General features: G+C 44.6%; 2 protein-coding genes. One reads left to right on the top strand and one right to left on the bottom strand.

The annotated features are described in order from the left end of the window. Window positions 1-134 precede the first annotated feature (134 nt). Window positions 135-953: a helix-turn-helix domain-containing protein gene (locus AC1DUA_RS35720; RefSeq protein ID WP_477504250.1), complete on the bottom strand. Its 819-nt coding sequence runs from the start codon at window positions 951-953 to the stop codon at window positions 135-137. Between the two features lie 230 nt (window positions 954-1,183). On the opposite strand from AC1DUA_RS35720, the gene AC1DUA_RS35715 reads away from it, so the two are divergent. After that, the coding region (locus tag AC1DUA_RS35715; protein ID WP_477504249.1) for a hypothetical protein at window positions 1,184-1,885 on the top strand (702 nt) is incomplete at its 3' end.

Raw genomic sequence — 1,885 nt, 5'->3', positions numbered from 1 at the left:
AATCAAGAATTAATAGCCGCGATGAGCATCTCAATTCCGACAACCCGGTGGAAAGAAGAAACTTGGAGTCAAATGACAGAGCTAGTCTTACAAGGGGCGAAGAAACTTACTTCAATTCATTATTATCAATCTACTTAACCATCAGTGAACTGTTTCCTTAACTCTTGCGGCGTGAACCCATTCATTTCCTTAAATACTTTATCAAAGTAATTCACATTACAGAAACCAGTGCGTTCTGCAATTTGCGTAATGGTGAGGTCTTTTTCGATCAGTAATCGTTTGGCCATTTCTACCCGATAGCGGTTGATATAGTTCATCGGGGGGAGTCCAGTGACCTTTTTAAATAAACGGGTAAAATGAAAAGGGCTCAAATTTACCAGCCCACCAAGGGTATCGGTATAAATCTTTTGAGCATAACTGGACTCTATGAAATCAATAGCAGGTTTGAGCCGTTTATATTGATCAAAGCTTTTGTTCAAGTCTTTCGATAGAGACAGCACTTGCTGAAATCCGCGAAGCATAGGAATCATCATGCGATACAGGGACGATTTGATGACGAGCTCACAACCAATGTCTTGTGCCGCGTACTCTTTGTATGCTAATTCAAAATGGGTCGTAAGTTCGTTCCATAACGGATGTGAGGGGAGGATGGGCTCCAGAATGGGAGCAGTCTGTATGAAGCGGGCGAATAAATGCTGTAATTCGGAATGCTCAAAAGAGCCGGATAACAAGGACATATCGAAGATCATCCCATGGATGGTACTGCTTTTGCCATTAAGGGATTGCATCGAATGAATCTTGCAACTATTAATAAATAGAATAGCTGGTGCTCGCACGACAAAGGTTCGATTATCGATATGAATTTGAGCTTCACCTTCCATGAGCTGAATAAACTCGAGGTGATCGTGCCAATGGGGCCTTACCAGGTGAAAACAGCTAATAACTTCGGTCATTCGTAAAGGAAAGCGCCTACCTTCGAAGGGTTCAATTTTCTTCAAAGCATCCAATGCTGCTCACCAGCCTTATCTATTAGATGATTCTGAGTATATCACAGTCTATGACGTACCGAAACGAAGAAAAGAGCAAAATCTTGTAATGAAAGCGCAATTTCTTCTATAGAACCTGATGTCTGAAATACGCGATAATTAATTCAATAAATGGGTTCATAGAGGAGAGAGCAAATTTGACGGGCAAGATGGCGCTGCATGTTCAGAAACATTTACCAGATCTGTGGAAAGAGGGAGCACTGTTTGCTTTCTCTGGATATGACGGACAAACGGATTCGAATTCGCAATTCGTAGCTTCTGTGGGAACTGAAGAGATCAGCCTACTATTTCATACTCCGAAGCGCAGATGGCTACAATTTGTCGTTCCCCAGTCAGGCGAGAATCGAATAGCCACGGGAGACGTCATGTTAATGGAACTGGATGAAGGCCCGCTGCTGGCGGTTTATCAGAGTTGGCATACGCTTATCGGGGTGGCTCCTGCGACCGTTGATATCCGGCTAAGCTTTGAAGAAGAAGAGGGAGGCAAAGCCTGGACACAAGATACCCTCATCATAACGGAGGCAACAAACGGAAGGGATTATATCGTTCTGCTAAGAGACGAAAAACGCTGGGCATTAGCTTACGGAAGCCAGCTAGATGAAGCTGTCAGCCGGGTAGTGCAGGGGCTGACCTTCGATGCCTGGGAAGAAACGGAAGCGAGGCTGCAATTTTATGAGCATGTTCCCAAACTGGATGATCCATTGAAGGAACGGCTGCTTCTGAAGTGTCTTAGCGTGATGAAAGTCAACACACTGGCATCTGAGGGAGTCATTCATCAGCACTGGTCCACGCCTGATCGTGTTCCTCACCAAGCGATGTGGCTGTGGGACTCTGTATTC

Source organism: Paenibacillus sp. 01T422 (assembly GCF_056398785.1).
This window is presented reverse-complemented; position numbering and strand designations above follow the sequence as displayed.